Raw genomic sequence first — 26,995 nt, 5'->3', positions numbered from 1 at the left:
CCACCGAATCCAATCATGTCGACCTCCAATTCCGTCCTCGGCTGGCAATCGCTGGAAAAACAGCTCGATTCGCTGCTGGATCTTCCGCCGAAGCAACGTGCGCTGCGCCTGGCCGAACTCGACCAAAGCGAACCCGTTCATGCCGACGCGTTGCGCCGATGGCTGGCGGATATCGATCGGGCCGAACAAGATCCGCTGGCGCAGACTCACGACGGCGAACGCGTCGGTCCCTGGCGGGCCCTGCATCGGCTGGGCCGCGGCGGCATGGGCGACGTATGGATGGCCGAACGCAACGACGGCACGTATGAAAAGCGCGTCGCGATCAAGTTCCTGTACGGCGACACGCCGCAATTGCGCATCCGCCTGGAAATGGAGCGCCATCTGCTCGCGCAACTGCAACACCCGAATATCCCGCGACTCATCGACGGCGGCGTGACTGCGGGGGGACAACCCTACCTCATCACGGACTTCGTCGAGGGCATGCCGCTCGACAAGTGGAGCCTGCTCCAGGGAACGGCGGATTTCGGCGCACGCATCAGCATATTCCGTCAGATCGCCGCCGCCGTAGCACACGCGCACGACAACTCGGTCGTGCATCGCGACATCAAACCGAACAACGTCCTGGTCGATCGTGACGGCCACGCCTACCTGCTCGACTTCGGCGTCGCTCGTTTGCTCGACGAGGAGCGCAGGGCCGACACCATGCAGCCGCTGACGCTCGAATACGCCGCGCCGGAGCAAATCCGCAACGGAAAAGCGAGCGTGCGTACCGACATCTACGGCCTCGGCGCGTTGTTCTATTTCCTTATCGCGAAAAAACCGCCGTTCGACTTTCACAACATCTCGATCGCCGCATGCGTGAAGTTGATCGGCGAAGATATGCCGGTACGGCCGAGCGCGACGGGCGCGATCGCGGACCTGCCACGCGAGCTGATCGACGATCTCGATGCGATCGCGCTGAAAGCGCTGGCGAAATCGCCGGATGACCGTTACGCCAACGTCGACGGCCTGCTGCACGATCTCGACAACGCTTTTGCCCACCGCCCGATCGAAGCGCGCAAGCTCGACGGCCGTTGGTATCGCGCGCGGCGCTTCGTCCGGCGCAACGGCCTGGCGCTCGGCGTTGCCACCGCCATCGTCGCGAGCCTGGCCGTGGGATTGGTGCTGGCCTTGTGGCAGGCGCGCGTGGCTGCCGAACAGCGCGACCAAGCACAAGCGGCGCGCGCCCACGCCGAGACCGAACGGGCCAACGCGCAAGCGCAAGCCGTACGTTCGGACATGACCGTCGACTTTCTCCTCTCGGTGCTCGGGTCGGCCGCGCCGAACAACGAGGCCATCAAGATCGACGATCTGCTCGCGTTGGCAGCGCAACGTGTCTCCAAGGAAGCGGAAAACCGTCCGGAACTCTATCCGCTTCTTTTCGATACGCTCAGACAAGCGTACGAGCAACGCGGCAACAGGCAGCCGCTCGAACAACTCTTGCTGCCGCTACTCACCAATCCGCAGAAGACCCTTCCGCTTTCTATAAGCGCCGAGCTGTCTTGTTCGCTTGCCGACCTGGAACGGAACCTTGCCAAACGGGACGAAGCACGACACTGGGCCGAGGTCGGATTGCAACAGGCTGCTGCACTTGCGCCAGAACAAACCCGTGAGATTCGCGCCAATTGTCAGCGCATTTTGGCCGAAGTAGCCGTTCAATCGGGCAAGCTCGATCAAGCAATGGAATTCTATCGTCAGGGCATCGACGCATTGAGCAATGTGCCGAACGACTCGCGTAGCGTCGCACAGTTGTTCAGCAACTATGGAACCCTGCTCACTCTGGCCGACAAGCCCGTCGAAGCGTGCGCTCAGTTTCGCAAATCGATTGATATCTATACCCGCCTGGGGCGTGAAAACAGCGCAGACGCTTTGGCTTCGCGGATGATGATGGCAAATTGCACGGCTCGCATCGGCTTTCCGCTCTCTGCATTCGACGAAATGGGGCACAGCATAGATCTCCACCTGAAAGCCACCGGCCCCACCGCAAACATTGCGATGATGCTGGTTGCTCAAACGCAAGTGGCCATAGATTTGGCGCGCCCTGAGGAAGCGACTGTTTTGCTCGATCGATCAAAAACAATGGTTCGCGACTTCGCGCCGAAGCAAATGGCGCGCTTTGGCGTCCATTGGGCGGTCTCCGGCATCCGTATCGCCGCGCTGTTGGGGGATGAGAATCAGCGCGACGCGAAGATCGCCGAAGCGCACGAGGCCGCGGACAACCTAAAACTGCCTCCAGAAAATCTCCTGCGCGTTATTGTGCGCGAGACTGAAATATTCATCACGACTCTGGTCAAGACCAAGAATCCGCAGGAGGCACTCGACCGATTCATGCGCGCCGAGAATGAACTACGAGCGCTGAGCAGTAAATCCAAACCGACTTTGGTCAAAACAATGCTCGGTACTGCCGAAGCCGCACTCGATGTGGGCGATACCGATCTTGCTGGAAAAAAGATCAAGGAAGCGCGAGAGTTCTTCGTGAACGTCGCCGACCCCGAGGGATGGCAATTGGACATTTGCGACGCTGTTTCTGCATTCATCGATTGGCAAAACGGCAAGGAACGGCCGCTGGCGCGCGCCAACCTCGAACGCGCCGTTGCACGTATGCGGACAGCGCTTGGCTCCGAACATCCTCGCGTCCTCGAATGGCAAGCCCGCCTCCATCGACTCGATGCGACCACGGCAGACGTCACGCTGCCGTTCGAAACGAAGGCTCCGTTGCATATGCCTGCCGACATCTCAGCTTGATTTGCCGGCTCGGCACATCAAACATCGGCGAAGCAAAGCAAGCGGCACACTGAAGAGACGCTCGCCGGCAAACCGTTCGCGCTCTATGAACTTGGGCTATCCGCACGCCCTGAGTTCCGTGGTGCGGACTATCCGTCAGAGGCGGATTTTTCCTCGTGCCCGCGGTACTTCTTTTCGCCGGCTTGCACCGCAAGCCGCGCGACCTCGCCCTTAGCATCCTTCTGCACGAAACGGTTTTCGGGCGGCGGCAGCGGGCAGGTCGCGTATTGGGTGAACGCGCACGGCGGGTTGTAGGCGCGGTTGAAATCCACCACGACCGTGCCGTCCGATGCCACCGGGCCGGTATGCAGGAAACGGCCCACGCCGTAGGTTTCCTTGCCGCTGGTCGCATCCTTGAAAATGAAGTTCAAGCCTTTGGCCGCATCGCCGGTGGCTTCCAGCCGCCACGTCCTTCCGTTCTTGTCGAACTCGACATAACCCGGATTGGGAGTTTCGCTGACGTTGCCGATGATGTTGGATATCTGGATGGTCTTGCCCGGCGGATGCGCCACGAAACGCGCCTTCACCTGCCATTGCTGATCCGGCGGAAAAACATCCAGTCCCTTGAAGTGCAGGCGGTCGGGCGAATCGGCGTGACGCACGCGCAAAGCGAGGCGGCCCTGGCGATCTATGACGGTGATTTGGCCTTTGCCGTCGTCGTAACCGAGTTTGGTGCCGCCGTCCTTTCCTTCCGGTTTAAGTTGTACGACGCCTTGCAGCGGCTTGCCATCCACGCTGACCTTGGCGCCATCGGCCGCGCTGAAGAACAACGCGCCGTCGCGTTGCTCCACCTTGCCCAGTTTGTCCGGAGCGATGAGCAGGCGGATGTCATTGCCTTGGCCGCCGCCTACGCTCTCACGATTGCTGTCCACCCAATGCAAGCCGATCAGACTCGTCCAGCCGTCGGCTTGGGTCAGTTCCGCTTCGCGCTTCTTCACCCATTGCGCATGCTGGTTCTGGAAGTCGGTGGCGGTTTGCACTTCGCCGCCTTCGGCAGCATCGACAAACATCGGCGTGCCGCTCAATGCGAGCAGCGCTGCGGCGAACGGCCACGACGCATTGATGGTGCCGACGCCCGCAGACAATGCCAGCGCAACGGAGACGGGGAGGAAAAGACGCTTGCGATAATGGAGCGAAGTTTTCATGGTGAGATTCCTGATGGGCGGAAACAAGCCGGAGACGACGAGAGTCGTCGCGGCATGGACAATCCGGCGGATTACCATTTGCTGCCGATGTTGAAGTAGAGGTAGCGGCCGTAGTCCTCGTACAACGCGGGCAGATAGTTGCCGCCAGCATCGAGCGGAGGCTGCTTGTTGAACAAATTGCGCGCACCGATTTCGATATAACCGCCCTTGAAGAAGTCGTGGCTGAAGTCCTTGCGCAGGGACAAGGTCCACAACTGGGTCGAGTCGACTTTTTGCGGCGCAGCGGCGGCAACGTAGCTGTACGCGGCGCTGGTCACGCTGCCGATGTAGTTGTCGCGCAGACGTACAGTCCAATCGGCGTAGTTCCAGATCAATGCGGCGCTGCCGCGCCATTGCGGTTTGGCGCCGTTGAGGCCGACCTGATTGTAGGCAGCCAAGGTAGCGGGGTTGACGATTCCGACGAGCTGACCGCTGGCGATCGCTTTGGCCACCGCTTGCAATTCCGGTAGCGGAGTCTGCGAATAGCTGCGCAGTTGACTGACGTCGACGAAGAACGACCAATTGCCCCACGCGGTGTCACGCTTGCGCCAACTCAAGTGGTAGTCGATGCCTTTGGCCGTGAGTGGTTGACCGTTGACGTAGTCCGTCACCACGTATTGCAGCGCGCCGACCGGGTCGATGCCGGAACCGGCAAACTGCGCGGCATCTGCGGCCGTCGGGGCAACGCGAATCACATTCGGATTGGAGCCTTGGTGCGTGGCGCGCAGGTAAGCGTCGTACAGCAGCTCATTGGTGGTGCCGAGCGAGGTGATCGGATTTTCAATTTTGATCTGCCATGCGTCGATGCCCATGCTGAACTTGCCTGCAGCTTCCGGCAGGAATTTCGGTTCGAACACGAAGCCGTACGAATACTGTTTGCTGGTTTCCGGCTTGACGCGACTTTTGTCGTAAGTGGTGCCGGTGTCGATCGTCGGATAGAACGCCGGATTGCCGCTGTTGGCGGTGACGCAGGAGCTGTATTGGCTATAAGCGCCGCTGCGCACCAAGGCATTGCATCGAATCAGATCGAGGGTGCTGCCGCCGCGCCAGATGGTGCCGGAATTGGCCAGTTCCAGCGCCGGCGCGTGGAAGCCGCCGCTGACCGAGCCGCGCAACAGCAAGCTGTCGTCCACGTTCCACGCCACGGCGAATTTCGGCTTGGCCACGCTACCGGCGTCGCTGTAATTCTCGTAGCGGCCGGCAATCTGCAGGTCCAGCGATTTCACCAGCGGGATGTCCATTTCGGGCGACACCAGCGGCACTGCCACTTCGGCGAAGACCGATTTCACATTGCGGCTCGCCTGGATGTCGGACGAGTAGCTGGTCAAGAAGACATTGCTTGAGTTGACGTTGCCGGTGTACCAGTCGGTGTATTGAATGGTGCCGTCGACGTTCGGGTCGCGGTCGTCCGCGGTGGTTTCGCGGCGCAGCTCGACACCGGCGGCTATGCCGATGTCGCCGGCGTACCAATGCACCGCATCCGGGCGGTTGATCTTGAAATCCCACAGCCCCAACGTGTTGGTGCCCACGCGAGTAGTCCAGCCGACGATGCCGGAAATGTCGGAGGGCGTGGCGTCGCCATAGCTCGGGTGTGCCGGATCGCCGCCGTTGAAAGGGTTGTAGGCGCTGGCTGTCGTGCCGTTGAGCGCGGCGACAAATTGGTTGAACAGGCCGCTCTGTTGACTGTCGACTGTGCGGGAACGCGAATACAACAAGGCCGTTTCCCAATTCCAGCCGCTGTCCGTCCAGCCGCGCAAGCCGACGAGGACTCGCAGTTCCGAATTGTCGTCGGTCAACTTGCGCAGCGGTTGATCGGCAAGATTGTAGTTGTACAAGCGAATGGCAGTGGCGCCTGAATTGGCGGCCGCTGTTTTCAACGCCGCCGGCACCCAATAAGCATTGGGGTTGATGTAGACGTAGTTGGGTACGGTGGAGCTGAGGACGGAGTTTGGGTCGCTGCCAAACCAGGTCTCGGACTTGGCGCGGTAATAACTCAATTCGCCGAACAACTGCGACGAGTCGGTCAGATCGTAGTGCGCGTTGGCGAAAAAATTGCCTCTGTTGATCTGCGGTTCCTGGGTGACGCCCGGCGTACGCGCAATGTCGTATTTCAATGAAGTGGGGAGCGCTCCTTGCTTGAGCGCGCCCGTGATATCGACGTAGTACGGCTGACCGACGGTGGACACCGCGCCGTCTGCATTCTTCTTCACCAGCTGAAACTGTCCCCACGGCGTATTCGAGCTCAAGCCGGCAGCCGTGCCGTTCGGATCGGGGATCGCATCGCCATTGGCAGAGATGCTGCGGCGATCGGTCGCGGTATACCACTGGTCGCTGTTCAACTGCGCGCTTTGGTGAGAAAAGCCATACAACACGCTGATGTTGCCGCGGCCGCCGGCAAAGTCGCTGCCCCAATAGCCGTTGATGGATTCGTTGGAGCGTTGCGTGCCCTCTGCCTTCCCGTATCCGGCTTCGATGCCGCCGCCGTTGAGATTACTCGGCAGAACCAGGTTGACCACACCGGCGATCGCATCGGAGCCATACACTGCGGCTGCGCCGTCAAGCAGCACATCCATGCGATCGAGGCCGAAGGCCGGAATGGCGTTCGCGTTGTACGACGGTGTATTGCCGCTCAGCGGATAGGCGACGGTGCGACGGCCATCGACCAACAGTAAGGTGTATTGGGAGCCGATATTGCGCAGGTTGATCGAAGCCACGTCGCCGCGGGCGTAGTTTTGATTGCGTCCTTGATTGACTACTTTCTGGGTGAAAGCGACATCGCCGAATTGCGGCAGGTCGCGAAAGAGTTGGTCGCCGTTGGCGGCACCGGTGGAATCGATCTGCTCCTTGCTCACGCCGATCACAGGCAACGCGGCCTGGGCACCGCCGCCGGCGATTTGCGAACCGATCACGGAAACCGTACTCAAAGTTTTCGTGCCGCTCCTTCCGTCCGCCTCTGCGTCATCCGCCGTTTTGGCCGGATCGGCCGGTGCAGCATTGGAGCCATTGGGCGCTTGCTGCGCGTGCAAAGCGCCGCTGACCAGAATGGTATACAGCGCCAGAGCCAACGGCGCGCGGATGGGAACGAAGCGCCGGGCATGCGCAGAAATGGGTTGGAGCATCGATGCAGAAATCCGTGCGTGGGCAATGGTGGGCCTCGCAAGGTATTGATGAAAGTTTGCGTGCGGAAATTCCTTTTGCCCAGGTGCTTATGCCACGCGCGTCAGCCACACATCGTTTGCACGCAAACGGTATTTGCACATGACGACGCGGCATGTGGCCGCTGCGGCGAGGGTGCCGCAGAATGGTGCTACTCCTTCAACGCCACCAACGGAATCGCCTGTCCATGCACGTCACGTTTCGCAAACATTCGCTCAAAGTCGCCGCTAGGCTCATGCTGGCCGCATCGCTTTCCATTGTTGCGCTCGGCGGTATCGACATCGGGCATGCCGCGGAAGCTCCTTCTGCGGATGCTTCAGCATTGCGCGATCATTTGAAAGCGAAAAAGCAAGCCATCGTCGCCGCACAAAAGCAGGACGCCGTGCCAACTCATTTGCATGCCCATGTCATTGCAGAAGGCCGTTCCGGTGTGCGTCGTTTGCGCATCGGCGACAAGGAACAATTTCAATGGCTCAGCGACAGTCCGCGCAACGGCGCCGGTTTCAATCTCGCGCCCGGTTCGTGGGAGTCACTGGTCGCCATGCTGTCGAGCGCGGTAGCCGACGAGTACGTAGTGCAGGCGGCTTTGAAGGACATCCCGCTCGATTCGCTCGATATCGTGTTCACCAGCATCCCGCAACGCAAGAGCGCCACGCTGGCCTACCCGAACAATCTTTCTTACGAGGCTTATATCCAATCGCCGGTGTCGGATGCGAAATTGGAAGAACTGAAAGCCGCTGTGCATGCCAATTCTTCGGTCATCGACCTGGTGACGCAGCCGCATCAAGTCAGTCCGCTCGCCATCGAGTACGTGCAAACGCCGGCGCAACGCGCCGCGAATTCGCAACCGGGTCTGCGCGATTTCATCACCGAAGAGCAGGTGCCGGTGACGAAGGGCACGTTGAAGCCGGGCGGGCCGAAACCGGCAGCGACGGAACCGCGCACCTTGATTGCGCATACCCGCGTCGAACCGAACACCGGCCTGCGCCAGACTTGGTTGGGACAAGATAACTACTTCCAGGCGTTGCATGACAGTGCACCGGGCCTGCTCGGCCGCGGCCTCGCCCCGACCGTGGAAGAAAATCTGCTCGGCGTGGTCACCACTTGTCCGACGCACATCTTTGAAATCCAGGCGGCGGCGCGCGGCGTGCTGCTGGACAAGCTCGAACTCACCGCTGACGCCGACCTCAGCCCGCGTTTCGGCAAAAATGTCGCTACGCCCGCGCGCTACGGCTTCATCACCTACAAGGTGAAAGTGGAATCGCCGAACAGTGCTGCCGATATCGACGGTCTGGCCAAAGCGGTGGAAGAGACTTGCCCGCTCTACAACTTAGTCAAGGATGCGCAGAAGTTGGAAGGCAAGATCGTGCATCACGCTTATGTCGCCGAGGCGCGGTAATTCCCGACATAACAGAGAGTCGCCACCTCTGTCGCCGTTGTTGAATGTGGGGAGAGCGACGCGGTAGATCACCTGCGTCGCATCGGTAAACAAGCCGCTGGAGAAGTGGCTCAAATCGTCGGAAGCGCCGGCGTTGCGGCCTTTCGTTTCTGCAGCAAGTTCGTATGCGGTGGATTCTGCGCAAGCGCCCGGAAGCTTCAGACCTCCGGGCGTACCCGACTTCTCACATCACGCAAGATCGAAACGATCGAGGTTCATCACCTTGGTCCAGGCCGCGACGAAGTCGCGGACGAATTTCTGCTGCGCATCCACCGCTGCATAGACTTCCGACAAGGCGCGAAGCTGGGCATGCGAGCCGAAAATGAGATCGGCGCGGGTGCCGGTCCATTTCAGTTCGCCGGTCTTGCGGTCGTGTCCCTCGAACAAGTCCTTGGCGTCAGAGGTCGGTTTCCACTCCGTGCCCATATCGAGCAGGTTGATGAAGAAGTCGTTGGTCAGCGCTTCGGGCCGCTTGGTGAAGACACCATACTGCGTCTGGCCGACGTTGGCGTTCAAGGCACGCAGGCCGCCGACGAGGACAGTCATTTCGGGTGCGGACAGGGTCAGCAAGTGCGCCTTGTCCACGAGCAGGGCTTCCGCCGGAACCGAGTACTGGCTCTTGAGATAGTTGCGGAAGCCGTCGGCGACCGGTTCGAGCACGGCGAACGATTCCACATCGGTCTGCTCCTGCGTCGCGTCCGCGCGTCCCGGCGCGAACGGCACCGTCACCGATTGACCGGCGTTCTTCGCCGCCTGTTCGACGGCGGTGCCGCCGGCCAGCACAATGAGGTCGGCGAGAGAAATCTTCTTGCCGCCCGATTGGGCTTTGTTGAATTCGCCCTGGATGCCTTCGAGCGCCTTCAATACCTTCGCCAGTCGTTCAGGCTGGTTTACCGCCCAATCTTTCTGCGGAGCGAGGCGGATGCGCGCGCCGTTCGCGCCGCCGCGCTTATCCGAACCGCGGAACGTCGAGGCCGATGCCCATGCGGTCGAGACCAGTTCGGAGACGGAGAGGCCCGAGGCGAGAATCTTCTGCTTGAGCGCGGCAATGTCCTGCTCGTCGACCAGCTTGTGATCGACCGCGGGGATCGGGTCCTGCCAGATCAGCTCTTCGGCGGGCACTTCGGGGCCGAGATAGCGCACGCGCGGCCCCATGTCGCGATGGGTCAGCTTGAACCAGGCGCGCGCGAACGCGTCGGCGAACTGCTCGGGATGATCGAGGAAGCGGCGCGAAATTTTTTCGTAGGCCGGATCGAAGCGCAGCGAAAGATCGGTCGTCAGCATCGTCGGCGCATGGCGCTTCGACGCATCGTAGGCATCGGGAATCGTATCCGCGCCCGCACCGTTTTTCGCCACCCACTGGTGCGCGCCGGCCGGGCTCTTGCTCAGTTCCCATTCGTAGCCGAACAGGTTCTTGAAGAAGTCGTGACTCCAGCGCGTCGGCGTGCTGGTCCAGGTCACTTCGAGCCCACTCGTGATCGCATCGCGGCCTCTGCCCGTGCCGAAGCTGTTCGCCCAGCCGAATCCCTGCGCTTCGAGTCCGGCCGCTTCGGGCTCGGCGCCGACATGCGAGGCGGGCGCGGCACCGTGGGTCTTGCCGAAACTATGACCGCCCGCGATCAAGGCGACGGTCTCTTCGTCGTCCATCGCCATGCGCGCGAAGGTTTCACGAATATCTTTGGCAGCGGCAACCGGATCGGGTTTGCCGTCCGGGCCTTCCGGGTTAACGTAGATCAAGCCCATCTGCACCGCGGCGAGCGGCTTTTCGAGCTGCCGGTCGCCGGAGTAGCGGCTGTTCGGGCCGCCGCTCAGTTCCAGCCAGACCTTTTCCGATCCCCAGTAGACGTCGTCCGGCTCCCACGCGTCCACGCGGCCGCCGCCGAAGCCGAAAGTCTTGAAGCCCATCGATTCCAGCGCGACGTTGCCGGTGAGCACAATCAGATCGGCCCAGGAAATCTTGCGGCCGTACTTCTGCTTGATCGGCCAGATCAAGCGGCGTGCTTTGTCGAGGCTGACATTGTCCGGCCAGCTGTTGAGCGGCGCGAAGCGCTGTTGGCCCTGTCCGGCGCCGCCGCGGCCGTCGGCGATGCGATAGGTGCCCGCGCTGTGCCAGGCCATGCGGATAAACAGGCCGCCGTAGTGGCCGAAGTCCGCGGGCCACCATTCCTGCGAATCGGTCATCACGGCGAGCAGATCTTTTTTGACCGCGGCGAGATCGAGACTCTTGAACTCTTTCGCGTAGTCGAAATCCTCGCCCATCGGATTCGACTTGGGTCCATGCTGATGCAGGTTTTTCAGGCTCAACTGGTTCGGCCACCAGTCGCGGTTGGACGGGCCGGCGGCGGGGTTGTGGAACGGGCACTTCGATTCGGTCGACATGGCTACCTACTCCTGGCTTGCTGCGTGGACGGTACGAACCAGTCTGGAACTTCGGCCTTCATAGATCAAATCGTTCTTGCCGATGATTCCCATAGTGGCGATATATGACGTTTGCTCTTCGATTGGATACTGCGGTCGATGAAAGATTCCGTTGGCGAACGTCTCGCGATCTCTTCTTGGCGCGCGCTCGACATGTTGCACGGCACTTTGTTTCCTCTCGGTCTGAGGATCCTTGCGTCTGCACGGGAAAGTCTGGACCGTGAATTTTGCGCGTTCGTTGCATCGCCGGTGCGCTTTGCCTTGCGCGACATATGCTGGCCGCCACGCAGCGACCGCTGCGCGATAGGGGATTCCCAATTTTCTCCGACTGCCGACAGCGCCAGCGGGCACGGAACGTTTATATGCCGCCTAGGCAGGTGTACTTGAGCTGGGTGTAGTCGTCGAGCCCGTAGTGCGAACCCTCGCGGCCGAAGCCCGATTGTTTGACGCCGCCGAACGGCGCGACCTCGGTCGAGATCAGGCCGGTGTTGATGCCGACCATGCCGCATTCGAGCGCTTCGGCCACGCGCCAGCTGCGTGCGAGGTCGCGCGTGTAGAAATAACTCGCGAGGCCGAACTCGGTGGCGTTGGCGAGGGCAATCGCCTCTTCTTCGCGTTCGAAGCGGAACAGCGGCGCAACCGGGCCGAAAGTTTCTTCGCGTGCGATGCGCATGTGCGCATCGACGTCGAGCAGCACGGTCGGCTCGAAGAACGTGCCGCCGAGCGCGTGCGGCTTGCCGCCGAGGGCGACATGCGCGCCCTTGGCCAGCGCGTCGCCGACGTGTGCGCGCACCTTGTCGAGCGCCTTCGCATCGATCAATGGGCCTTGGTCGGTGACGCCGGCGAGGCCGTCGCCTACACGCAGGCGCGACACCGCCGCGACCAGGCGTTTGGCGAATTCGTCGTAGACGCCGGCCTGCACGAAGATGCGGTTCGCGCAGACGCAGGTCTGTCCCGAGTTGCGGAACTTGCTTGCGATGGCGCCTTCGACGGCGGCGTCGAGATCGGCGTCGTCGAAGACGATGAACGGCGCGTTGCCGCCGAGTTCGAGCGACACGCGCTTCACCCCATCGGCGCATTGCGCCATCAATTTCTTGCCGACCGCGGTCGAGCCGGTGAAGCTCAGCTTACGCACCGCGGCGTGCGAGGTCATCTCGGCGCCGATCGCCTGCGCATCTTCGCCGGTGACGATGTTGATCACGCCCGCGGGCACGCCTGCGCGTTCGGCGAGCACGCCGATCGCGAGCGCGGAGAACGGCGTCTGCAGCGCCGGCTTGCAGACGATCGTGCAGCCCGCGGCGAGCGCGGGAGCGATCTTGCGGCCGAGCATCGCCGAGGGGAAATTCCACGGCGCGATCGCGGCGACGACGCCGACCGGTTGGCGCAGGACGACGATGCGCTTGTCCGCGGCATGACCGGGGATCACGTCGCCGTACATGCGCTTGGCTTCTTCGCCGAACCATTCGAAGAACGACGCGGAATAGGCGATCTCGCCCTTCGACTCGGCCAGCGGCTTGCCCTGCTCGGCGGTCATGATGCGGGCGAGATCGTCCCGATTTTCCAGCATCAGGCGATGCAGGCGTAAAAGTATACTCGCGCGTTCCTTGGCGCTGCGGCGTGCCCAGTCGGGAAATGCGGCCGCAGCGGCGTCGATCGCCGTGCGCGTCTCCGCAGCACCCATATCGGGCACGCTACCGAGGCGCGCGCCGGTTGCCGGATTCGACACGGCGCATTCGGCGCCGCTGTCGGCGCTGCGCCAGGCGCCCGCAATCGGGCAGCGTTCGCGCAGCAGGTCGGGGTCGCGCAGCGCGAGGCGCGCGAGTTCGCTGGAGGAGGAAGGGGAAGTCATGGGGATTTCTCCGTGGTCTGCACTCGGTGGATTCCGACTAGGGCTGTCGCCGTCGCCGAGCCGATGACGACGCGGGACTGAGCGGTCCGCGTCATCTCGCGGTCGTCACGACACCAAGAATCTCGTGGCAAGCGGCGCAGATGCAAGAGCGGCCGTTGAGCAGTTCGTTTGCACGCAGCCGGCTGAGGACTCGAAGGCTGTTATGGGAACGTTATGCGCCACCCACTTCATCGACATGCACAGCGGCGCGATCTCGGTAGTGTGGGTGCAAGTTCAAACCTGTGCGCTGGCGCTTTGCACGCAGACGATCGTCACCCTTCGGCTTGTTTAGACGACGCGGATCGGCAAACGTGCCGGCAAGGTTGTCCAGCGATAGGGAAAAGCGGCGCTCAGCTTCCCGAGCGCACCGACACGGCCTGGCCTGCGCTGAGACGCTCGGCGCCGCGCACGACGAGGCGGTCGCCGATGCTGAGCGCGCCTTGCACTTCGACGAAGTCGCCGCTGCTCGTGCCGGGCGTCACCGTGACCGGCTCGGCTTTGTTGTCGCCCGACACGCGCATGACGTAGGTGCGGTCCGCGCGCCGCACGAGCGCGTCGCGCGGCACGGCGAGCGCCACCTGCGCGGCCGTGCCGGTTTCCGGCAGGGCGACTTCGACCGCACTGCCGACGAGGGCGAACTCGGGATCGAGGCCGACGCGCAGTTCGAACTGGCGCGCGCGTTCGTCGCCGACCGGCACGATCGCACGCACGCTCGCGGCGCGTTCGACGCCGCCGCTGCGCACGTTCACCTGCATGCCGGCACGCACCTTGTCGGCGAGTGCGAGCGGCGCCTGCACGCGCGCTTCGATGCGCCCGGTGTCGACGAAGTGCACGATGTTCGCGCCGATCTGCAGATATTCGCCGCGTTGCGCGTAGCGTTCGGTGACGACGCCGGGAAACGGCGCACGCACGTCGGCCTGGCTGATGTCGTACTCGACCTGACGCAACTGCGCACGCGCACGTGCGGCGGTCTGGCCGTCGGTTTCCAAGGTCGCGTGCGCTTCGTCGAGCTGCGCGCGCGCGATCGCGCTGCTCGCTTCGAGCTTGCGCAGGCGTTCGAGCTGGGTCTGCGACAGCGCGCGCTTGGCTTCGGTGCGGCGCAACTCGGCGAGCAGTTCTTCGCGGCGCAGGCGCAGCGCCTGATCGTCGAGCTTGGCCAAGCGTTCGCCGGCCTTCACGCGCGTGCCGACTTCGGCGACAAACTCGAGCCGCCCGGCTTCGGCGCTGGCGATCTTGGCGTCGTCGCGGCTGACCACGCTGCCGGGCACCCAGCGCGACGGCGCGAGTTTCGACGCGGTGGCCTGGCTGACCTCGACGATGGCGGGCGGCGTGCTCGTGGTCTGTGCCTGCGCCGTTGCGCAGAGCAGGCAGGCGAACGCGATGGCGAAAGGGATTTTCATGGGCGGGTCCGCAGAGTCGGATTCGATAGGGATAGTTTGCAGGCAAAAATATGTCCGCGCCGCGTCAACGCGGATCAGGGGCGTGCAGGCGTCTTCCTGTGCCACAGCGCATTGACGATCACCCAGCGCTCGCCGAACTTGCCCATTTGCAGGTGATCGACGAACCACGGACTTTCGAGACGCACGGTGGCGATGTCCTCGTCGACCTGGAGCACCTTGACCGAGCGCTGCCACTGTTCCTTCGGCGTCTTCAGCGCACCTTTGCGGGTCAGGCCGATCAACTCGTCGGACGTCATCCGACCGAGCGCCAGCGTCTCGTAGGGCGAGCCGGGTTTGAGATTGCGCTTGGCCAGGTCCGGATGCAGAGCCTGCGCCACGCGCTCGGCGTTGCCTTCCAATTGGCCGTCCATATAGTCGTAGGCGGTCGCTTCGATCGCCCGCAGCGTTTCCGCATTGCTCTGCATCGGCGCGGCGTTCGCCACGGCGATCCATAAACCGAGCTGAGCGCAGGCAAGTGATCGCATGATCGATTTGGCCGACATATTTTTCCTTTCCATTTCGTTGAACCGTTGTGCGAACAGAATCCGGCAGTTTCAAAACATCGCGAAAGCATGCGATTCCGCGCGTTCGATAAAAATCACGCCGCCTCCGCTTCGATCAATCGCGGCCGCTCGCCGCGCGGCGGGGCAAGCGCAGCGCTCTTGCGTTCGGCGGGGAAGAACAACCGCATCAGGCTCGGCAACAACAGCAGCGAGAAAATCAGACTGACCACGACGCCGCCGACGTTGACTGCGGCGAGGCCGCGATAGATCACGCTGCCGGGGCCCGGATTGACCGCCATCGGCAGCGCGCCGAGCGCGCCGGTGAGGGTCGAGGCGAGGATGGCACGCAGGCGCTGGTTGAGCGACATGCGGATCGCGTCGCTGAGATTCGCGCCGTGTGCCTGCGCATGGCGGGTCAGATCGACGAGCAGGATCGCGTGGTTGACGACGACGCCGACCATCATGATGAAGCCGATCATCGACAGCAGATCGAGCGGCTGGAACGCGAACAGGTCGAGCACGCGCAGGCCGAGCATGCCGCCGATCAGCGCGAGCGGCACGGTCAGCACGACGATCAGCGCGTAGCGCAGCGACTTGAACATCGCCGCCATGAGCAGGCCGAGCACGAATAGGGCGAGGAGGAAATTCTTGCCGATCGTGCCGACGATGCGGCCGAGGCGGTCGGCGCTGCCGGCGAGGCGCACCGTGCCGTCAGGCAGTTGCTGGCGCAGGCTCGGCAACACGTCCTGCTCGATCGTCGCCAGCGCGGTCTCCAGCGCCATCGACGCGGGCGGATCGACGGTCAGCGTCACCGTGCGGCGATGGTCGAGCCGGCGAATCTGCGACGGCCCGAGCGCGGTCTCCAGGCGCACCATGTCGCCGAGCGTCATCACCTTGCCGTTCGGTGCGACCACGGGCGTCTGCGCGAGTTCTTCCGGCGTCTGCCCGGCGCTCGCACGCAGGATCACCGGCACGCGCTGGTCGCCGTCGAAGTATTCGCCGAGCCACGCGCCGTCGCCGAGCGTGCGCACGATGTCGCCGAGTGCGACGCGGTCCCAGCCGGCTTCGGCGATGCGGCGGTCGTCGGGCACCGCGTGCAGTTCAAGCTGGGCGGCGTCGGTCGGCGGGAACGCCTGCACGTTGGCGCCGGGAAATTTCGCTTCGAGCAGTTTGCGCCCCGCTTCGGCGGTCTGGTAGAGCTTGGCCGTGTCCTCGCCCTGCAAGTGGATCGACACCGCGCGCGCCGAGCCGCCGAAGCCGCCGAACAGATTGCCTTCTTCGGTGAACACGCGCGTGTCGGGAAAACCGACCGTGATCTCGTCGCGCACGATGCGTTCGAGTTCGCCGATGCGTTTGTCGTCGACTACGCGCGCGCCGAGCGTGCCGAAGCTGGGCGTGATCCACACGTACCAGTTCTTGAGCTGCGGCTGCTTGGTGCCGTCCATGTACGGCTTCATGCGTTCGAGGATTTTCGGCACCATTTCGCGGTCGACGACTTCGGGCGGCATGCCGGGCGGCAGGCTGAAGTTCGCGTCGATCGCCGCGCGCCGCACCGGCGGCAGATAGTCGAGGCGCGGCATGAACACGAACGTGGCGACGAGCGGCACGACGAGCAGGGCGAGCACCCAGCCGATCTGTTTCGGCCGCGTGTCGGTCCAGGCCATGATCCGGTCGGTCAGCCACGGCCAGCCGTCGCCGTAGCCGGATTTGAGCTTCTTCGCCTTGAGCCAGCCCGCGGCGGCCGGCAGCGCCGTGATCGCGACGACGACCGAGATCGCGACCGCGATCGAGATGGTCAGGGCGAGGTCGGAGAAAATCTGACCTTCGACGTCGCGCAGGAACACGACCGGCAGGAACACCGCGATCGTCGTGATCGTCGATGCGATCAGCGCGCCGACGACTTGCTGCGTGCCGGTCAGCGCGGCCTCGTGCGGTGTGATGCCGCTCTCCTTCAGGCGCAGGATGTTGCCGGAAACGACGATCGCGGCCTCGACCACCATGCCGACCGCGAAGGCGAGGCCGGCGAGCGAGATCACATTGAGACTGTGTCCGCTGAGGTGCAGCACGCAGAACGTGGCGAGCAGGCAGATCGGGATCGTCGCCGCGATAAGGACGGTCGCGCGCACGTCACGCATGAACCACCAGACGCAGAGCAGGGACAGCAGCGCACCGACGATCAGATTCTCGCCGAGCAGGCTGACCGCGCGGTTGATGAACAGCGCCGAGTCGAACGACTGCTCGATGCCGAGACCCTTTGCTTTGAGCGGGCCGTCGCGCAACTCGGCGACGACCTTCTTCACATCGGTCAGCGTCTGCAGCACGTTCGCGCCGTTCGCCTTGCGGATCTGCAGACTCATCGCCGGATTGCCGTTCTGATAGACGAAGAACTGACTCTTCGGCGGACGCACTTCGATGACCGCGACGTCGCTCAGATGGATGGTCTTGTCCGCGCGCGTGGACAGCACGAGGCCGCCGAGTTCGGCCGGTTTATAGCGGCCCGTGTAGCGTAGTTCGTACTGATTGCGGCCGACGTCGATCTGACCGCCGGACACGTCCGTCGCGCTCGCGGCGCGCGCGGCGATGTCGGGAATCGAAACGCCGAGCGCCGCCGCCTTGTCCATGTCAACTGTGATGCGCACTTCGTCGGGCGGCCCCGCGTTGACCACGACCTGGGCCACGCCGGGCACCGCTTCGATGCGCGGCTTCACCGTGGTTTCCAGATAGCGGCGATACTTGTCAATCGGTCCCTGAGCGCCGGGCAGCAACTGCACGAAGAAGACGGTGAGCACGTCGTTCGCGTTGCCGTTGTTGCCGCCCATCTGCACGATCGGCCGGTCGGCGTCTTTCGGGATCGAGCGCACGCGGTTGAGCCGCCCGATCACCTCGACCAGCGCGTTCTTCATATCGCTGCCGATCGCAAAAGTCAGATTGATATTGCTGCCGCCCGAGGCGGCATTGCCGTCGAGTTCTTCGAGGCCCGGCAGACCCTGCAGCACCTCTTCCTGCGGTTCGAGCAGTTCGGCCTCGACTTCCTCGGGCGATGCTGCGCGCCAGTTCGTCTGAATCGAAATCTGCGGCGGATCGATGTCGGGGAACAACTGCAGCGGCAGCTCGCGCAGGCTCATCAACCCAAGCAGGGAGACCAGCAGAACCGCCATCCCGGCAGCGACCGGATTCTTGAGCGAGGCTTCGATGATCTTCATGCGTCGGTTCCCTGGCTGCATCCGCACGACACCGGACGGCGCGCGCTCGCAGATTGGATAGGGCGGCACGGCGGAAGTTTGCACGGTGTGCGACGAAGCGTTTGCTTTCTGCGGTGAAGCGTGGGGATTCCGGCGAAGCCGGAATTCAGGTCTGCTTTTTTTTGCTCGTCGTTCCTGCGACTCTCAACAGCCGAAGGGCTGGTCAAGCAGGAATCTAGCTTTTGTCTCTGTTCGTCATTCCTGCGAAAGCAGGAATCCAGCTCCTGCTCTTTCTCGTCATTCCCGCGTGCTCCTAGCGGGGCTCCTAACAGCCGAAGGGCTGGTCATCCAGTGACTTTGCTTTGGTTCTTTTTGTGTTTCAGAGCAAAGGCTTCCACTCGTCCTTTGGACGAGCGGGTCACTTTCTTGTCTCCAGCGACAAGAAAGTAACCAAAGAAACGCCGCCCCGGGAGCCGCGCCGCCTGCGGCGGTTCGCAAGGTCATGCCGGGGTTCGCTCGATGGACATCCGTGTCCATTCGCGAACTCGCGCGCATCCTGCGCGCGACCCTGAAGGGCGATTCCGTCATGCCCTCGCCGCGGCTGACGGGGACCCGAGATCACAAGCAAAAGCAAAGGCAGAGCGGAGCGCAGAGCGTCTGCTCCTTGCTCTGGCTCTGGCGCGCAGGATGCGCGCTGCTCCGGCTCTTCCGGGTCCCCATTACATTGCGGCGGCAGCGGACGACAAGGCCCGCTAGGGTCGGCGCGATGGATCGCGCCGATTCCGCTATTGCACAGGGATGTGCAATTAGCGGAACCCGGCCGCTGAGGCGGACCCTTCGGGCAGGAGCCCGAAGGGCGCAATGTTCTGGGGCGTGTCTCTTTGCTTACTTTCTCTGCACGAGCAGAGAAAGTAAGACGCTCGCCCGCAGGGCGAGTGGAAGCTCTGCTCTTAAACAAAACAAAAGCTGGATTCCGGCTTCCGCCGGAATGACGAGCGAAAGAAGCAAAGTCATTGGATGACCAGCCCTTCCGGCTGTTGAGAGCCCCGCCAAGGGCGCGCGGGGATGACGAGCGAGGCGCGAGAAATGACAAACGAAGAGACCGAGAGAAAACCTTACGCAAGAACGACGCGAATATCCCGAGCATCGACGTCCGCCACGATGTCCGCATGCCCGATCCCGCGCCAGAGAATCAGCCGCAGGCTGCCAGAAAGGTTTTTCTTGTCGAGCTGCATCAGGCCAATAAGCTCATCGGCATCGAGGCCACGCGGGATGGCGGTCGGCAGGCCAAAGCGTTCGAGCAGAGCGACGAGGCGCTCGGTGTCCGCGGCCGGCGCGCGCTGCAGGTTTGCCGACAGGCGCGCGGCGAGAACCATGCCGACCGCGACGGCTTCGCCGTGCAGGAGGCCGCCGTAGCCCATCGCGGTTTCGATCGCGTGGCCGAAGGTGTGGCCGAGGTTGAGCAGGGCGCGTTCGCCTTGTTCGGTTTCGTCGCGCGCGACAATGCCGGCTTTCTGCCGGCAGCAATGTGCGATCGTCGCCGCGAGCGGTTCGGCTTCGCGCGCGAGCAGGGCATCGGCATGGCGTTCGAGCCAGGCGAAGAAGTCCGCGTCGCCGAGCGCGCCGTACTTGATCACCTCGGCGAAGCCGGCGCGCAGTTCGCGCAGCGGCAGGGTGGCGAGTGTGTCGGTGTCGGCGATGACCGCGCGCGGTTGATGGAACGCACCGACGAGGTTCTTGCCTTGCGGCAGATCGACCGCGGTCTTGCCGCCGACGGAGGAGTCGACCATCGCGAGCAGGGTCGTCGGCAGTTGGACGAAGGCGATGCCGCGCATCCAGCACGCTGCGGCGAAGCCGGCGAGGTCGCCGATCACGCCGCCGCCGAGGGCGACGATGGTCGCGTCGCGGTTCGCCTTCATCGCGGCGAGCGCATCGAACACGCGTGCGGCCGAGGCGAGTGTCTTGTGCGCTTCGCCGTCGGGCAGGATGAGTCTGGAAATCTGCACCTTGTCGTTGCCCGCGCGGATGGCTGCGGCGACGCGTTCGAAATAAAGCGGCGCGACGACATCGTTGCTGACGATCAGCGCATGGCGCCCGCGAATCGCCGTGGCGAGGCGTGGCGCATCGTCGATCAGGCCTGCGCCGATCGCGATCGGATAGCTGCGCGCACCGAGCTCGACGGCGAGTTCGTTCGCCGTGGGTGAAGAGGAAACGGAGTTCATGCGGCTTGCCCGGAAGAAGTGGATGTCGCGCTGCGGTGCCAGCGCACGCCGAGTTCTTCGACGAGGCGCCGCGCCGCCGCGCCGCTCGAACCGTTGAGGCCGGTCGGCACGATAAGGTCGGCGGTTTCGCGGTAGAGCGGTTCGCGTTCGGCGGCGAGCTTGCTCAGGCGTTCGCGCCGGTCGGGCGCGGCTAACAGCGGACGTTTGCGATCGTGGACGAGACGTTTCAATTGTTGGTCGACCGTGGTTTCCAGATAGACGACGTAGCCGCGCGCGGCGAGATGGCGGCGGTTCTCCGCGCCGAGCACCGCGCCGCCGCCGGTCGAGAGGACGATGTCGGATTTAGCGCTGAACTCGTCGAGCAGTTCGGCCTCGCGCTTGCGGAAGCCGGCTTCGCCTTCGAGCTCGAAGATCAGCGTGATCGTCGCGCCGCTGCGCGTCTCGATCTCGTGGTCGAGGTCGAAGAAGTCGAGGCCGAGATGTGCGGCCACGCGCCGTCCGACCGTGGTCTTGCCGGCGCCCATCGGGCCGATCAGGAAAAGGCTGGGGGCGGGATTCATGATACGGAATGGTAACAAAGTGACGGGCTACGCACTGCGCCCTCGAATCGCCTTCTACTCGTTCGTGCGCAGCAGCGATCCGAAGGTCAGATAGGCGGCGTTGTGGCCGCCTTGCGCATAGCCGTAGCCGAGGAAGATCGGCCCGAGGAAGGTGTCGATGCCGACGAAGACGCTGCCGGCGCCGAGCATGTTCTTGCCGATCTGGTTGCGCGAGTTCCAATAGCCGCCAGCTTCGAGGCTGCCGCCGAGATAGAGCGGCAGGCTGAACAGGCTGTCGGTGTTGGTCATGCGCCGATAGTAGACGGCGCGCAGCAGGGCGGTCTGCGAAGCGAAGAGCTGGTTGTCGGCGAAACCGGAGAAATTGGCGAGTCCGCCGAGCTGGCTCTGCGCGGCGATCTGCAGATTGGCGCCCGCGCCGGTCGCGGTGTTGATGCTGGCGCCGAGCAGCCAGTGGTTCGGGCCGTAGGAGAGGGCCTGGTCCCAGCGCAGGCGCGTGATGCGCGCGGCATCGGTTGAGCCGAGCTGGGTCAGCAACACTTCTTCGGATGCGTCCACGCGCATGCCGCGCGTTGGGAAGCCGGAAGAGTCGAGATCGTCGTAGACCGCGCGCAGCACGACGCCGCCGAAGTTGGTCGCAATGCTCGGCGGCAGGCCGGAAGCGGCGCTGGCGGAAGCCGGCTGGCCGATGTGCAGGCGCGCCAGGTCGCGGCCGTATTCGAGCGAACTCGAGAACTGCCAGCTCGAATCGGGCGTGTAGCCGAATTCAAGCGCGGCGAGGCGGCGGCTGCGCCGGTACTCGGCGAGTTCGCTGTCCTTCTGTCCCGGAATCGGAAAGTTATAGGCCTTGTACTGCAGCTGCGGCGCGATGTAGAACTCGCCGGTCGTACCCCAGGGCTGCAGGAATTCGCTGTACAGCTCGGTGATCTGGCCGAGCTGGACGCGGTTGCGGCTCTCGCCGCCGAGCGAGTTGAGGCCGGTGAAATTCGCTTCGGTGAAGAGTTGGTAGCTGTTGCGCCCGGCGAAGTTGTCCGAGAGACGCAGGCCGAGGCGCAGGAAGTTTGGTCCCCAACTCTTGTCGACCGGTTGCACCGAGAGACCGGTCTGGCCGTCCTTCTGCACGATGTCGTAGGTGATGCGCTCGTAGCTGCCTTCGCCGTAGGCGAGGCCGATGCGGTCTTCGAGCTTGGCTGGGTCGAACGGCTTGCCGACCACGTCTGACAGGCGCTGTTGCACGTAGTCGGCGGTGCGGCTGCGGCCGGTGAGCACGTCGAGGAAGGCGACCAGCGGCGGATCGAACGGGCGCTGCTTGTGGTTTGCGGCGAACTGCGCGTAGTCGGATTCGCTCGCGGAGAATCGGCGCAGCGCGACGAGGTTGGCATCGGCGGCCTGTTCGCCGAACACCACGGCTTCGGCGGCGCGGTCGAACGCGGTGCTGGATAGATCGCCGAGCTGCGGCACGAGCAGCACGTCGGCGGCGCCGAGTGTGTGCAACTGCGCGTCGGTCTGCCGCTTCATCATCGCGGTAAGCATCTGGTTCGCGATCTGGATCGGCGACGTGAGGTTCTCTTCTTTGAGCAGCGGCGCGCCGACGTCGACGACGATCAGGCGCGTGCCGCCGAGCTTGCGCGCTTCCTCGATCGGCACGTTGTCGACGATGCCGCCGTCGACGAGCAGATGGCCCTGATAGCGGATCGGCGCGAACGCCGCGGGCACCGACATGCTCGCGCGGATCGCCATCGGCAGATCGCCCTTGGCGAACACGACTTTTTCGCCGTTGCCAATGTCGGTGGCGACCGAGCGGAACGGAATCGGCAGATCGTCGAAGTTCTGCGTCTGCAAGGTCGACAGCAGCAGGCGGCGCAGCAGCAGCTGCAGTTTCTGACCCTGGATCACGCCGCGCGGCAGCGCGATCTTGCCGTCGCGCAGGCCGAGTTCGATGCCGCCCAGAAAACGAAGCTCGTCTTCCTTGCGCCGCATCGGCAGTTCTTCGCGCGGCGGATCGTCGTTGAACATGTCCTTCCAGTCGATGCTCTTGAGCACCACCTCGATCTCGGTCGCGTTGTAGCCGGCCGCGTAGAGGCCGCCGACGATCGCACCCATCGAGGTGCCGGTGATGCACTCGACCGGCACATGCTCGCGTTCGAGCACCTTGAGCACGCCGATGTGCGCCGCGCCGCGCGCGCCGCCGCCACCGAGGACGAGACAGGTTTTCGCATGCGCTGTCGGCGGCTGCGCAAACGCGTCGAACGCAATGCCGCAGGTGACGGCGAGCAGAAGGCAGGCAAGAGCGCGAAACATGGAACGATCCACAGCGGCGGCAACGGGCTAAAAGACTAGCCGATTCGGGCGCGCGCCCATAGCGCACTTCGGCCTGGGATGCGTGCATCGTTCACGAAACGTACGGTGCGTTTCCATGGCGTAGCGAACGGTCGTAGCGGGCGATTCATCAGGCCCGACTTTTGATTCTCCATCGGCGCACGAAAAGAGAGGGGCTCGATCGTACCGATACTTTCGCGCGAGGCGCGCGAAAATCGAGTCCCTATAACGCGGGCGTCGGCGAATCGGGCACTCGGGCCTTAGCCTTCGAGTGCCTGCCAGCGTTGGTAAGCATGATCGAGTTCCGCCTGCAGCTTGGCGAGTTCACCGTTCGCCGCGAGGATCGCCGCGCTGTCCTGTTTGAAGAAGCTCGGATCGTTCATTGCCGCGGTGCGTGCCGCGATATCGGACTCGAGCGTTTCGATGCGCGCCGGCAGCAGCTCCAGTTCGCGTGCGTCCTTGTAGCTCAGCTTGCGTTTCGTCGGGGCAGGTGTTTCTTTCGGCTCGTCATTCGCGCTTGCTTTGGGCGGGATTGCGGCGGTTTCTCCTCTCGCGTCGGCGGCAACGAGAGGTACCGAATCGCGCGCTTCGTCCATGCCTTCGGAGTCGTCCGTCGGACGTTCCGCGCGTTTCGCGTTTGTTCCGCCGTCACGCGACTGACGGGCAAAGATCTTCGAAGCGCCCGATGGTCGCTGCCGCAGCCAATCGCTGAATCCGCCGACGTATTCGCCAACGCGCCCTTCGCCTTCGAGCACCAGCGTCGAAGTCACCACGTTGTCGATGAATTCGCGGTCGTGTGAGACGAGCAGCAGAGTGCCCTGGTACGCAGCGAGCATCTCTTCGAGCAGTTCCAGCGTCTCCACGTCGAGGTCGTTGGTCGGCTCGTCCATGACGAGCAGGTTCGACGGCTGCGCGAACAGCTTGGCGAGCAGCAGGCGGTTGCGTTCGCCGCCGGACAAGCGCGTGATCGGCGCGCGTGCGCGCTCGGGCGAAAAGAGGAAATCCTGCAGATAACCGAGTACGTGTTTGCGCTGGCCGGCGAGTTCGATGTACTCGCGGCCTTCGGCGACGTTGTCGAGCGCGTTCCAGTCTTCGCGCAACGCGCTGCGATGTTGGTCGAAATAGGCGATCTGCAGATTGGTGCCGAGTTCGATCTCGCCGCGCTGCGGTTTCAGTTCGCCGAGCAGCAGCTTGAGCAGGGTGCTCTTGCCGGAACCGTTCGGGCCTACGATGCCGATGCGGTCGCCGCGCATAATCGTCGTCGAAAAATCGCGCAGGATGATTTTGTCATTCCAGGCATAGTCGACCGCGCGCGCTTCGATCACCTTCTTGCCCGAGGTCTGCGCCGCGGCCAGGGTCATCTTCGCGTTGCCGCCGAGTTCGCGGCGTTCGGCACGTTCGCGGCGCAGCGCCTTGAGCGCGCGCACGCGGCCTTCGTTGCGCGTGCGCCGTGCCTTGATGCCCTGGCGGATCCACACTTCTTCCTGGGCGAGTTTCTTGTCGAACTGCGCGTTGGCCTGCGCCTCCGCGTGCAGACGTTCTTCGCGCCGGCGCAGATAGTTGGCGTAATCGCCGGGCCAGGACGTGACCTGACCGCGGTCGATCTCGACGATGCGCGTCGCCAGCGCGCGCAGGAAGCTGCGGTCGTGGGTGACGAAGACCACGCTGAACTCGGCGTTGCGCAGAAACTCTTCGAGCCAGGCGATCGCCTCGATGTCGAGATGGTTGGTCGGCTCGTCGAGGAGCAATACGTCGGGTGCGCGCACAAGCGCCTGCGCGAGCAGAACGCGGCGCTTCATACCGCCCGACAGCGCGGCGAAATCGACGTCTTCGGGCAGTTCCAGGCGCACCAGCACCTGCTGCACGCGGCGGTCGAGATCCCAACCGTGCTGCGCCTCGATCTGTGCCTGCACCTCGCCGAGCGCAGAGAGATCGTCGGTGCCGATCAAATGGTGATAGCGGGCGAGCAGGCCGCCGAGATCGCCGAGGCCCGAGGCGACCACGTCGAACACGCTGCCGACGGTGTCCTGCGGCACTTCCTGGGCGAGCTTGGCCACGCGCACGCCGTTCTGCACGCGCACTTCGCCGTCGTCGGGCCGGATTTCGCCGGCGATCAGGCGCAGCAGGGTGGATTTGCCTTCGCCGTTGCGGCCGACGACGCAGACGCGTTCGTTGGCTTCGATGGCGAGGTCGACGTTTTTGAGCAGCAGCGGACCGCCGACGCCGTAGTCGGCGTTTTGGAGTTGGATCAGGGGCATGCCGCCATTGTATCCGCGAAGACGGGCGGCTTAGTCGGCCGGTTTTCGTCGGGATGGTGTTTCGGGTGCCCGGGCGGGGTCGAAAACGCCGGTCCGGGCGAAAATTGCCATCGGGAATTTTCTGAATGAAAACAGAAAATTAATGAAATACTCTAAAGAACTACCTCTGGAAAATCGTGCAACTTTGCGATATCTTTGCGCATCTTCAAACTTTGTCGTGGGCGACCCGGGGAATACCGTGATTGCGAAGCCGTTGCCGGGGGTCTGGTTGCCGTTCAGGGGCGTTACCGCATTGGCGGCGCTCGCCTTGGTCTGCGGCAGCGGTTTTGCCGGTTCGGCGCATGCGGGTTATGCGGCGATCGTCGTCGACGCGAAGAGCGGCAAGGTGCTCGAGGCGGTCAATCCGGATGAGGAAAACATTCCGGCCTCGCTCGCCAAGATGATGACGCTGTACCTGACGTTTCAGTCCTTGCAGAGCGGCAAGCTCAAGCTCAATCAGGCGCTGCCGGTGTCGGCCGTTGCCGCGGGCAAGGCGCCGACCAAGCTCGATCTGCGCGCCGGCCAGAGCATCAGCGTGCGCGACTGCATCCTCGGCATGATCGTCAAGTCGGCCAACGATGCCGCGACCGTCGTCGCCGAGCGCATCGGCGGTTCCGAGGCGAACTTTGCCAAACTGATGAACGCCGAGGCGCTGCGCCTCGGCATGAACGGCACGCGCTTCGGCAACGCGAGCGGCCTGCCCGATCCGGCAAACCGCACCACCGCGCGCGATATGGCCAAGCTCGCGCAGGCGCTATATCGCGACTATCCGCAGCATGCGCCGCTGTTCGCCACCAAGGAATTTCAGTTCCGCGGACGCCTCGTGCGCGGCCACAACAATCTGATGCAGCGCTACGCCGGCATGGACGGATTGAAGACGGGCTACACCGAAGCCTCGGGATTCAATCTCGCCTCGACCGCGATCCGCAGCGGCCAGCGTCTGTTCGCCATCGTCATGGGCGGGCAGACCGCGGCCTCGCGCGACAAGGAGATGGCGCGCCTGCTCGACAAGGGTTTCGAGCAGGAACCCCTGCGCCCGTTGCCGGCCGACAACAAGGGCAGCGGCGTGCGCAAGGTACTCGCCGCGTTGTCGCCGATATCGAGCGCCGAGGCGGCCGAGCCGATTCCGGAGAAGACGAGCAGCAAGCATTGCGCGGTCAGTGCGCGCAAAGCCGCCGTCAACAAGAACTGCAAGGGCCAGAACGCGGTCGCGCGCACTCGCGCGAAACCCGCGCCGCGTTCGAGTGCTGCGGCGAAAACCGCGCTCGCGCAGAAGCCGCACCACGCCAAGAGCAAGAAGCCGGTGCAGGTCGCTTCGCGCAAGGGCGACTGACGGGCTGCGCGCAACGCAACGTTACTTTTCCCCGGCGCGGCGGAAAGAACTTCCCAGTCCGAAGAATCAAAAGCTAGCGCAGTGGCTGCGTGCACCGTGCGCGCGGCTTCGGTTTGAGCGGCAACTTCGTCGCTTTGTTGCAGCACGAATAGAACCCGACGCGTATTCCCGACGACACCTGTCGCCACCGACGTGCTTCGTTTGCGCGATTGAAACGGACGTCCGAACGCGGCGCT

General features: G+C 63.6%; 14 protein-coding genes. 3 read left to right on the top strand and 11 right to left on the bottom strand.

Going from position 1 to position 26,995, the window contains the following annotated elements; genetic code table 11:
* Nucleotides 1–15 precede the first annotated feature (15 nt).
* Nucleotides 16–2,784, top strand: a complete 2,769-nt coding sequence (locus FFS30_RS02720; protein ID WP_171014376.1) for a serine/threonine-protein kinase — start codon at nucleotides 16–18, stop codon at nucleotides 2,782–2,784.
* A 128-nt stretch (nucleotides 2,785–2,912) separates the two neighbouring features.
* On the opposite strand, the gene FFS30_RS02715 is transcribed toward FFS30_RS02720, so the two are convergent.
* Nucleotides 2,913–3,968 carry a DUF1684 domain-containing protein gene (locus FFS30_RS02715; RefSeq protein WP_171014375.1) on the bottom strand — a complete coding sequence of 352 codons (1,056 nt, stop codon included), beginning with the start codon at nucleotides 3,966–3,968 and terminating at the stop codon, nucleotides 2,913–2,915.
* Between the two features lie 71 nt (nucleotides 3,969–4,039).
* Entirely contained in the window at nucleotides 4,040–7,126 is a 3,087-nt protein-coding gene (locus FFS30_RS02710) for a TonB-dependent receptor (protein WP_137911570.1), read from the bottom strand.
* Nucleotides 7,127–7,278: 152 nt separating this feature from the next.
* Between FFS30_RS02710 and FFS30_RS02705 the strand changes: the two genes are divergently transcribed.
* Entirely contained in the window at nucleotides 7,279–8,562 is a 1,284-nt protein-coding gene (locus tag FFS30_RS02705; RefSeq protein ID WP_137911569.1) for an OsmC family protein, read from the top strand.
* Nucleotides 8,563–8,790: 228 nt separating this feature from the next.
* Here FFS30_RS02705 and katG read toward each other — a convergent pair whose 3' ends face one another.
* The 9 genes from katG to FFS30_RS02660 form a co-directional block, all read right to left on the bottom strand.
* Nucleotides 8,791–10,980, bottom strand: coding sequence for a catalase/peroxidase HPI (katG, locus tag FFS30_RS02700; RefSeq protein WP_137911568.1), 2,190 nt, complete (start codon nucleotides 10,978–10,980; stop codon nucleotides 8,791–8,793).
* A gap of 397 nt (nucleotides 10,981–11,377) precedes the next feature.
* On the bottom strand, nucleotides 11,378–12,868 hold the full coding sequence (locus tag FFS30_RS02695; protein WP_137911567.1) for an NAD-dependent succinate-semialdehyde dehydrogenase: 1,491 nt from the start codon (nucleotides 12,866–12,868) through the stop codon (nucleotides 11,378–11,380).
* 389 nt (nucleotides 12,869–13,257) lie between these two features.
* Nucleotides 13,258–14,307, bottom strand: coding sequence for an efflux RND transporter periplasmic adaptor subunit (locus FFS30_RS02690; RefSeq protein WP_137911566.1), 1,050 nt, complete (start codon nucleotides 14,305–14,307; stop codon nucleotides 13,258–13,260).
* A 74-nt stretch (nucleotides 14,308–14,381) separates the two neighbouring features.
* On the bottom strand, nucleotides 14,382–14,849 hold the full coding sequence (locus FFS30_RS02685) for a nuclear transport factor 2 family protein (protein WP_249352130.1): 468 nt from the start codon (nucleotides 14,847–14,849) through the stop codon (nucleotides 14,382–14,384).
* Between the two features lie 95 nt (nucleotides 14,850–14,944).
* Nucleotides 14,945–18,052: an efflux RND transporter permease subunit gene (locus tag FFS30_RS02680; protein ID WP_171014374.1), complete on the bottom strand. Its 3,108-nt coding sequence runs from the start codon at nucleotides 18,050–18,052 to the stop codon at nucleotides 14,945–14,947.
* Between the two features lie 1,094 nt (nucleotides 18,053–19,146).
* Nucleotides 19,147–20,253: a 3-dehydroquinate synthase gene (aroB, locus tag FFS30_RS02675; protein ID WP_137911564.1), complete on the bottom strand. Its 1,107-nt coding sequence runs from the start codon at nucleotides 20,251–20,253 to the stop codon at nucleotides 19,147–19,149.
* Nucleotides 20,250–20,813, bottom strand: coding sequence for a shikimate kinase AroK (gene aroK, locus FFS30_RS02670; RefSeq protein ID WP_137911563.1), 564 nt, complete (start codon nucleotides 20,811–20,813; stop codon nucleotides 20,250–20,252). Before aroK ends, aroB begins: the two co-directional genes overlap by 4 nt.
* Nucleotides 20,814–20,867: 54 nt before the next feature.
* Nucleotides 20,868–23,111 (bottom strand): patatin-like phospholipase family protein, encoded by a 2,244-nt coding sequence (locus FFS30_RS02665; protein ID WP_137911562.1) that lies wholly within the window; start codon nucleotides 23,109–23,111, stop codon nucleotides 20,868–20,870.
* Between the two features lie 278 nt (nucleotides 23,112–23,389).
* A complete protein-coding gene (locus tag FFS30_RS02660; protein WP_137911561.1) occupies nucleotides 23,390–25,387 on the bottom strand; it encodes an ATP-binding cassette domain-containing protein in 1,998 nt (665 codons plus the stop codon).
* 238 nt (nucleotides 25,388–25,625) lie between these two features.
* Between FFS30_RS02660 and FFS30_RS02655 the strand changes: the two genes are divergently transcribed.
* Entirely contained in the window at nucleotides 25,626–26,759 is a 1,134-nt protein-coding gene (locus FFS30_RS02655) for a D-alanyl-D-alanine carboxypeptidase family protein (RefSeq protein ID WP_249352128.1), read from the top strand.
* The last annotated feature ends 236 nt before the right edge of the window (nucleotides 26,760–26,995 follow it).

This window comes from Rudaea sp. 3F27F6 (assembly GCF_005503555.1).
Classification (GTDB): Bacteria; Pseudomonadota; Gammaproteobacteria; order Xanthomonadales; family Rhodanobacteraceae; genus Rudaea.
Note: the sequence above shows the minus strand (reverse complement) of the source record. Positions and strands in the feature narration are given on the sequence as shown.

Bases quoted from the DNA above. Each gene is read 5' to 3' on its own strand.
- aroK (WP_137911563.1), bottom strand. From the start codon at position 20,813: ATGAATCCCGCCCCCAGCCTTTTCCTGATCGGCCCGATGGGCGCCGGC.
- aroB (WP_137911564.1), bottom strand. From the start codon at position 20,253: ATGAACTCCGTTTCCTCTTCACCCACGGCGAACGAACTCGCCGTCGAG.
- FFS30_RS02710 (WP_137911570.1), bottom strand. From the start codon at position 7,126: ATGCTCCAACCCATTTCTGCGCATGCCCGGCGCTTCGTTCCCATCCGC.
- katG (WP_137911568.1), bottom strand. From the start codon at position 10,980: ATGTCGACCGAATCGAAGTGCCCGTTCCACAACCCCGCCGCCGGCCCG.
- FFS30_RS02695 (WP_137911567.1), bottom strand. From the start codon at position 12,868: ATGACTTCCCCTTCCTCCTCCAGCGAACTCGCGCGCCTCGCGCTGCGC.
- FFS30_RS02715 (WP_171014375.1), bottom strand. From the start codon at position 3,968: ATGAAAACTTCGCTCCATTATCGCAAGCGTCTTTTCCTCCCCGTCTCC.
- FFS30_RS02690 (WP_137911566.1), bottom strand. From the start codon at position 14,307: ATGAAAATCCCTTTCGCCATCGCGTTCGCCTGCCTGCTCTGCGCAACG.
- FFS30_RS02705 (WP_137911569.1), top strand. From the start codon at position 7,279: ATGTGGCCGCTGCGGCGAGGGTGCCGCAGAATGGTGCTACTCCTTCAA.
- FFS30_RS02685 (WP_249352130.1), bottom strand. From the start codon at position 14,849: ATGTCGGCCAAATCGATCATGCGATCACTTGCCTGCGCTCAGCTCGGT.
- FFS30_RS02720 (WP_171014376.1), top strand. From the start codon at position 16: ATGTCGACCTCCAATTCCGTCCTCGGCTGGCAATCGCTGGAAAAACAG.
- FFS30_RS02660 (WP_137911561.1), bottom strand. From the start codon at position 25,387: ATGCCCCTGATCCAACTCCAAAACGCCGACTACGGCGTCGGCGGTCCG.
- FFS30_RS02665 (WP_137911562.1), bottom strand. From the start codon at position 23,111: ATGTTTCGCGCTCTTGCCTGCCTTCTGCTCGCCGTCACCTGCGGCATT.
- FFS30_RS02680 (WP_171014374.1), bottom strand. From the start codon at position 18,052: ATGAAGATCATCGAAGCCTCGCTCAAGAATCCGGTCGCTGCCGGGATG.